Raw genomic sequence first — 7,221 nt, forward strand, 5'->3', positions numbered from 1 at the left:
AACAAAATTGGACAACTAACGAGTTGGTGGATAGCCCGATTTTATCTGAAGATTTTCGTTGGAGTTTCGATGCTTCGAGACATTTCATACGATACGTTGTGTGTTATCATAATTTTTGAGGAAATTTTCAGAATTAGTGAGGATAAATTCTCAAAATTGTTGAGAAATCTATCATAATGCATTAACATACAGGATGTAGTTTATCCAAGTCCTCAAAAGTAAAGTGATTAAACCAATGACGAAACATGTGGAGTGCTATTCACTCTAAGTTTGGAATGGAAATAAAGGGAAGTAACGGTGGAAGCCCTTCTCATGAAGGGCTTTTGTTATGATGTGAACATTTTACTGCATAGGAGCGTCTGAAGGACCATGATAAAGAAAGAACTCGCACATATTCGCAAGCAGATGAAGTTGGATCACGATAAGCTTGAAATTTTCAACATTCTTAACGTGTATATCATGAAGGAAAGCAACGAGATCTATCATTATGAGCGTCAGTCTTTCTCCCTAGTCGACAGGGAGAAGCAGGAACTATATATGGCTAATTTCAAAAAACTGCTGACCGGTGAATTGGATCAGAAGATGTTCGAGTTAAAGTTTCAGGAGGAGGCGGAGAAGCCTTCTCAGGTGCTGCTCCATCAAGGTTTAGTGACCGGCAACCCGGAAGAATGGCAAGATCTGATGCTCCTGTTGGTGGAGAAAATGTTGGCGGATACCAAATATGAACGGGATACGGTCATTACTTTCGTCCACGGACAATATTTTAAGCCGACCAAAATCAGGAATGAAGAAGCTGAGGTGAGTGAAAAGGACGAGATGTTCGCGAATCCGTTCATTCTGTGCAGTGTGAATTCCACGGAACAACAACGGAAAATCCTCATGTTTGATTACGTCGAGCGGGAATACAAGTATAATGTTTTCGTAGATCCGATCATTAAATTGAACTCGCCGGAGCAAGGTTTTTTCTACCCAAGTGTGACGGACAACTATTCCGACATGAATCGCATTCTGTATTGCACGGGTAAAGCTAACGAACCGAATTGGCATTTCATCGAGCAAGTTTTGAATGCCGAGAAGACCGTGACAGCGCAAGAAGAGAGAACTATTTTTGAGGAAATCGTGAAAGAAGTAGCGGGAGATCAGCTCGACGCCTCAACAATCGCTCATGTGTACGAGGAAATTCATCGGGTCATTGAGACTAACGAGGAGGAGGAACCTCCGAAGTTGGACTATAAAGATGTGGAACGCATGCTAACGGTGAGCGGCGTGGAGAACGTGACGATGGAGAAGGTGGAACGAGCGTTTCAAACAGTCGTCGACAACAAAAACTATGAACTCAAAGCAAGCAGCGTCATGCCAAAGTTCACTTCGAAATCGATTAAGATTGATACGAAGATCGCCACGATTTCAGTCAGTCCGCAAGATTTAAAGTACGTGAGACAGGTGAATTATAAAGGGAAACGATGCATCTTGATCGAGGTCGACGAAGACGCCGTGATCGAAGGATTTACCCTCAGTACGGAGACGTTGTAGTGTAGGGATCGAATACAATGAAATGGAACATATACTGCAACAACAAAAACGGAGCGCCGCGGGTTTGCGGGCTCCGTTTTTAAATTTATTATGGAATACCAGGCAAGTAGTTAAGGAAATGCAGGTGAAAGCATGTGCTGTGGTCTTATAAGGGGAACATCAAGCCGCGATACTAGGATGTGTCATGATCGCGAGTTTGAGGGAACTACAGTACGTTATAATTCTGAAAACAGCCATTTTCCACGCCAGAGGGAACTACGATCCGCTATTTCACCTTTTCCTGGTAGGAATCAGCAGGTTCCGCTTAAATAGAGGATCTCAGTTCCCTTTCAGGCTACGTTTACCTCATTTCCCGTCAGTTAGCGGATCATAGTTCCTTTTCACACGGCGCTTTTCGGTCTCAACGGGCATCTAATGAAATGCAGGATGCTAGATTAGATTTTCAGATTTGGGATGCCTGAATGAATCGAATAAACTCCCTCATGGCGTAGGATTGATAGCGATCTTTATGCCAAATAATAATCAGATTCCAGGGAATGGTAGGGTTCGTTAAACGTACCGTTTTCACAGAAGAATTGGTGATTTTGCTGCAAATAGCTTGCGGAAGGATAGAAATGCCTGTATTAGCTGCAACCATTTCTGCAAGCAGATCCCAGTGTGCGCTTTCATAGATGACGCGTGGCTCAAAACCGACTTTGCTGCAGGCCTGCATAATATGCTTCCGAACAGCAAAGCCGTCAGGAAACAAGATAAACGGTTCTCTACTTAAATCCAATAGGTCCACTGAGGCCTTCTCAGCCAAAATGTGCGATTCGTAGAGAATAAGCGCTAACTCCTCGTTTAAATAAGACATGACTTCACAATCGTCGGATTCCACAGGCGCAACAACAGCTTTACCGTGCAAGCTTGTGACGCAGTTGGGAACATATCTCCGTCTAGTTCAGTACTTACTGTTGAGACGTTATCAGATAGTACAGCACCTACAGCACCGGAGAGGCTTCGTATAGAAGAACAAACGGACATAACTTGGTTAATGATGCTGATGGCAATATGATCCAAGGTCCGCTGCAAGGTTCCGACAGCGCGTATGTTTACGACTCGCGTAACCGATTAATTGCGGCAGGCGGTGTGCAGTATACTTACGACGCAGATAACATCCGTCGATCCCTGACAACGAGTGAAGGCACGACGTTCTATGTGACTGATACAACCTCGTCTTTAAGCCAACTACTGATGGAAACTGACGAGCAAGGTGTCATTCGAGCGTACTACGTCTATGGTATGGGATTAATCGGCACTGTACTATATGCGTGCCCGTTATTACAATACGGAGATAAAGCGATTTGTAAACCGTGATGTTGTGGTGGGCAGCGTTAGTCAAGGGCAGACCCTCAATCGTTATGCGTATGTGAATGGTAATCCAATTAGCTTTGTGGACCCATTTGGACTGAGTCGGGAGAGTGATACGAAGTGGGGAACCTTTAAAAGGCATCTCATTGGTGTTGGGCATGGAATTCAAGGATTTGGAAACTCAGTTATGGAAATGGCCACTGGGTTTGGGGATTTAATGCTGTATACGTCGCCATTCGGTCAATATGTTAACCCTGAACGCCAACAACAATTTGATAACGGAATTTCAACCTTTTATCAGCATCCAGCAGATACAACAAGCCAAATAGCTGGTGAAATTATTAAACAGTTTAATGATCAATTTATCCAAGGGGATTTGAACGCGCGATATACCTATGGGGGTTCATTTATTGCCAATGTAGTTCCCATTGAGAGACTTGCGAACCTTGGGAAAATAGGTAAACTTGGTACTGTAAGAGAGGATGTAGAAAGTACAAGTAAACTCGAAGGACCTTCGGCTGGAGATAGTATATCGAGCATGTTACGACTTGGGGGGACGGGAAAATCTTTACTACCAGGTGAAGGGAAGGTTGCAACGTATGAAGAATTAATAGATGCAGGAACTCGTGGAGATAATATTACACCACACGACATGCCCTCTGCGAAGTATATGGAATCACATGCAGGCGTTCATAAAAATGATGGTGTTAGTATGACTCAGGGCTCGGGAGGCAGACACCGTCAAACTGAAACTTATGGTTTAACTGGACAAGGGCTTCAAGATTATTTGAATTTATCTCCAAGAAATGCTTTAGCCCGTGATGCAAGGGATGCATGGTAGAATTTATCAAATGGAAGGGCTCTATACACCGGAGATAAGAGGGAGCCTGCAAGAAGTTATAGAAATGAATAAAAACATGCACTCTAATATATTCCAAAAGTAATAGGAAGGAGTCAAAATGGATATTAATAGCCAATATTCTTAATATCAACCAGGTAGACCATCTTAAGAATTTATGTTCAGGTTTTGATGATGCAACAGAACATGATGATGTTATGTTTGGTTTAATTCATGCGATTGAGTCATATGATAAGACAATTGGAGCCGAAACTGTGATCCCAGACCTAGGACAGCACGCGGCGCAAGGACTTGCTCCCAGTGGACAAAAGTGTGAGATCTAGCAAGAACTGCTTAGAAATCGGAACGGAGAACCAATTCATTATCGGCTACAGCTTGCACCAACGCCCGATAGATTCACGCTATTGTCAGTTCAGCGGATGATTAAAGTGAAAAGCGTTTTCGCTCGTCCAGCCAACAGTTCATTTTTATTAATAATTTTTGTCTGGTCTACAAATTCTCTTCGTGTTTCAACTATTGCTTGTCGTCGTTCTCGAAGAGTATCTTGCCGCTTGGGTACCCTGGAATCATGTGCGGACGATAACTTCATTGGCTGCTTTGGGTTGTTTTATTATCGCTCTGCGCAAGTGGTATGGGGCAGCCTTCTGAGCGTATACTAGATTTCCATTATCTGGTGTCCGATGTGTAATATTTAAGTGCTTAACATTGACAAATTGGTCAATGTTAAGCGCTTTTTTGTTGTCTAAGCGTGCGAACCATCTAACGTTATATTCTCTATTATCAATAATTATATATTGCAAAACGATAAATATTATTTTAAAATCAAACTGACAATAACTAAGTGAGGTGCATGTTATGAAACGAGAAACATTCTTTTTGAAGGCAGCCGTAATTCTCATTGGAATCCCAGTTCTTGCTTTGTGCATATTTTTGGTTCCAGAGATAGCGAGTTATACAGTAGAATTGTATCCAGATCATACTTATATGAAATATCTCGTTTTTATCGATTTGTATGCAACGGCTATCCCGTTTTACTTTGCTCTGTATCAAGCTTTAAAACTTTTAAGTTATATTGACAAGAACAAAGCTTTCTCAGAATTATCTGTAAAAGTTTTAAAAAATATTAAATATTGTGCAATCGCAATCAGCAGCTTGTATGTGGTAGGCATGCCGCTCTTCTATCTCGTGGCGGAGAAAGACGATGCCCCTGGTGTCATTGTAATCGGAATGCTCATGATTTTTGCTTCCCTGGTGATTGCAGTTTTTGCTGCTGTACTTCAAAAGCTTTTGAAAAATGCCATAGAGATAAAATCAGAAAATGACTTAACGGTCTGAGGTGGATAAAACATGGCGATTATTATCAATATTGATGTGATGCTGGCGAAGAGAAAAATGAGTGTGACAGAACTTTCGGAGAGAGTTGGAATTACAATGGCGAACCTTTCTATTTTGAAAAATGAAAAGGCCAAAGCGATTCGATTTTCCACTTTAGAGGCGATTTGCAAGGCTTTAGATTGTCAGCCTGGGGATATTCTAGAATATAGAAGTGATGGAGACGATTATTGAAATTGAATTACAAGGATGATTTAATGCTTATAAATTAAGGGCTGGAGTTGAAAGAATAATGTAGGATTTCTTGCTAACGATAAAACAGTAAAGCGATATTTTCGCATGTTTTATTTGCTATGCAAGAAAGTTACATATTCTTTCACTCAACCGATATCTTTATTTAACTCCGTGCAGGGGTTAATTAACTGTATTTATTTGAGCTACAAGAATGTAACTTTCTTGTAGCTTTTATTTTTTTATACAGGAGGATAAGGATATGTCATTAATCAATGTTACAAACCTCACATATGCCTATGAAGGAAGTTACGATAACATTTTTGAACATGTCAATTTCCAAATCGATTCTGATTGGAAATTAGGATTTACAGGAAGAAACGGGAGAGGCAAGACAACATTTCTCAACTTGTTGCTTGGTAAATATGAGTACAGTGGAACTATTTCGGCCAATGTCAGTTTTGAGTATTTCCCCTTCCCAGTAGAAAATAAAGAAAATAATACGCTTGATGTCATCAACGACATTTTTCCGGACTATGTACACTGGCAGTTAATGCGTGAGCTTTCTTTATTAAAGGTTTCTGAGGATGTTCTGTATCGGCTAAGGAAAATAGCTTTCTGCTAATCGATGAACCAACTAATCATCTTGACATGCATGCAAGAAAACTGGTTAGTCATTATCTCAAATCCAAAAGCGGATTTATTCTGGTGTCTCACGACAGATCTTTTCTTGATAACTGTGTAGATCACATCCTTTCAAACAATAAGACCAACATCGAAATTCAAAAAGGCAATTTTTCAAGTTGGTGGGAAAATAAAATAAGGCAAGATAATTTTGAACTTGCCGAGAATGAAAAACTTAGAAAAGACATCAGACGTTTGACAGATTCCGCTAAACGGACGGGCAACTGGTCGCATGAAGTGGAAAAAACAAAAAACGGAACAAGAAATTCCGGTTCCAAGGTAGATAAAGGATATATTGGCCACAAAGCGGCTAAAATGATGAAGCGCTCTAAATCAATTGAGCAAAGGCAGCAAACTGCTGTTAGTGAAAAATCTAAACTTCTCAAAAATATCGAGAGCTCAGAAAGTTTAGAGATTTCACAGCTTGCTTTTCATAAAAACCAACTTGCTGAACTTGATCATGTTTCCATTTTTTATGGTGATAAGATGGTTTGTTCCGATCTAAGTTTTACGATTGAGCAGGGGGAGCGAATTGCGCTTTCCGGTAAAAACGGCTCAGGAAAATCAAGCATCATCAAACTTATTTGTGGTGAGGAAATGAGTTATACAGGAAGCTTCAGGAAGGACAGTCAATTGAGAATATCTTATGTTTCACAGGATACCTCTCATCTCCAAGGCAATTTATCGGATTACGCGGCCGACTGCGGAGTTGATGAAAGCCTGTTTAAATCCATTTTAAGGAAGCTTGATTTTTCCAGAAGTCAATTTGAGAAGGATATCATGTTCATTTGCACATCTGGGATGAGCCGCTTAATTTTATCGATATTATTTCTCGCATACAAATTGAAGAGCTGCTGCTTGAATACACACCAACGATTCTTTTTGTCGAGCATGACAGGGAGTTTTGTGAAAATGTGGCAACAAAGGTCATTGAACTCTAGTTGAACCAAGGAAGGGGCATTGTTGGTGCGGAGTGATCGAAGAGTTCCCACAGCTGCCTCGGGCGGAGGTAAGGGAACTACAGTTCGCTATTCTAGCAAAAAGCGTCATTATCGCGAGGTTGAGGGAACTACCGTACGCTATTTTGCTGATTCGTGAGAAATTCAGCGCTTTTCGTGGAAATAAGACCCTGTAGGAGACCGTCGATTAACATTCTGCATCCAGCCCTCCCACTTCCCAATTAGCAAATTTTGTGGAAATTCTTAAAATTTACGTATGCGAGTCCTCATTTT

Annotated in this window: 7 protein-coding genes and 1 pseudogene; 7 read left to right on the forward strand and 1 reads right to left on the reverse strand. The window is 41.0% G+C overall.

Annotated elements, in window-relative coordinates; genetic code table 11:
- Positions 1-369: 369 nt before the first annotated feature.
- Complete coding sequence (locus tag IEY34_RS09205; protein ID WP_189010537.1) at positions 370-1,533, forward strand: DUF4317 domain-containing protein; 1,164 nt, start codon at positions 370-372, stop codon at positions 1,531-1,533.
- Positions 1,534-1,975: 442 nt separating this feature from the next.
- Here the strand turns inward: IEY34_RS09205 and IEY34_RS09210 are convergent, their stop codons facing one another.
- Positions 1,976-2,410, reverse strand: a complete 435-nt coding sequence (locus tag IEY34_RS09210) for a LysR substrate-binding domain-containing protein (protein WP_268240114.1) — start codon at positions 2,408-2,410, stop codon at positions 1,976-1,978.
- Positions 2,411-2,559: 149 nt separating this feature from the next.
- Between IEY34_RS09210 and IEY34_RS09215 the strand changes: the two genes are divergently transcribed.
- The 6 genes and pseudogenes from IEY34_RS09215 to IEY34_RS09245 all read left to right on the forward strand — a co-directional run bounded on the left by IEY34_RS09215 (position 2,560) and on the right by IEY34_RS09245 (position 6,930).
- Complete coding sequence (locus IEY34_RS09215) at positions 2,560-2,889, forward strand: hypothetical protein (RefSeq protein WP_189010540.1); 330 nt, start codon at positions 2,560-2,562, stop codon at positions 2,887-2,889.
- Positions 2,840-3,724 (forward strand): RHS repeat-associated core domain-containing protein, encoded by an 885-nt coding sequence (locus IEY34_RS36655; RefSeq protein ID WP_229757541.1) that lies wholly within the window; start codon positions 2,840-2,842, stop codon positions 3,722-3,724. Before IEY34_RS09215 ends, IEY34_RS36655 begins: the two co-directional genes overlap by 50 nt.
- A 137-nt stretch (positions 3,725-3,861) precedes the next feature.
- Positions 3,862-4,065: an Imm30 family immunity protein gene (locus tag IEY34_RS09230; protein ID WP_505816535.1), complete on the forward strand. Its 204-nt coding sequence runs from the start codon at positions 3,862-3,864 to the stop codon at positions 4,063-4,065.
- A gap of 532 nt (positions 4,066-4,597) precedes the next feature.
- Positions 4,598-5,077: a DUF2975 domain-containing protein gene (locus tag IEY34_RS09235; protein WP_189010542.1), complete on the forward strand. Its 480-nt coding sequence runs from the start codon at positions 4,598-4,600 to the stop codon at positions 5,075-5,077.
- A gap of 12 nt (positions 5,078-5,089) precedes the next feature.
- Positions 5,090-5,308 carry a helix-turn-helix domain-containing protein gene (locus IEY34_RS09240; protein WP_189010544.1) on the forward strand — a complete coding sequence of 73 codons (219 nt, stop codon included), beginning with the start codon at positions 5,090-5,092 and terminating at the stop codon, positions 5,306-5,308.
- A 259-nt stretch (positions 5,309-5,567) separates the two neighbouring features.
- Positions 5,568-6,930 (forward strand): annotated as a pseudogene (locus IEY34_RS09245) (ATP-binding cassette domain-containing protein).
- The last annotated feature ends 291 nt before the right edge of the window (positions 6,931-7,221 follow it).

The sequence above is a fragment of the Paenibacillus marchantiophytorum genome, assembly GCF_014640555.1.
In the GTDB taxonomy this organism is placed as follows: Bacteria; Bacillota; Bacilli; order Paenibacillales; family NBRC-103111; genus Paenibacillus_E; species Paenibacillus_E marchantiophytorum.

Bases quoted from the DNA above. Each gene is read 5' to 3' on its own strand.
- IEY34_RS09205 (WP_189010537.1), top strand. From the start codon at position 370: ATGATAAAGAAAGAACTCGCACATATTCGCAAGCAGATGAAGTTGGAT.
- IEY34_RS36655 (WP_229757541.1), top strand. From the start codon at position 2,840: ATGCGTGCCCGTTATTACAATACGGAGATAAAGCGATTTGTAAACCGT.
- IEY34_RS09235 (WP_189010542.1), top strand. From the start codon at position 4,598: ATGAAACGAGAAACATTCTTTTTGAAGGCAGCCGTAATTCTCATTGGA.
- IEY34_RS09240 (WP_189010544.1), top strand. From the start codon at position 5,090: ATGGCGATTATTATCAATATTGATGTGATGCTGGCGAAGAGAAAAATG.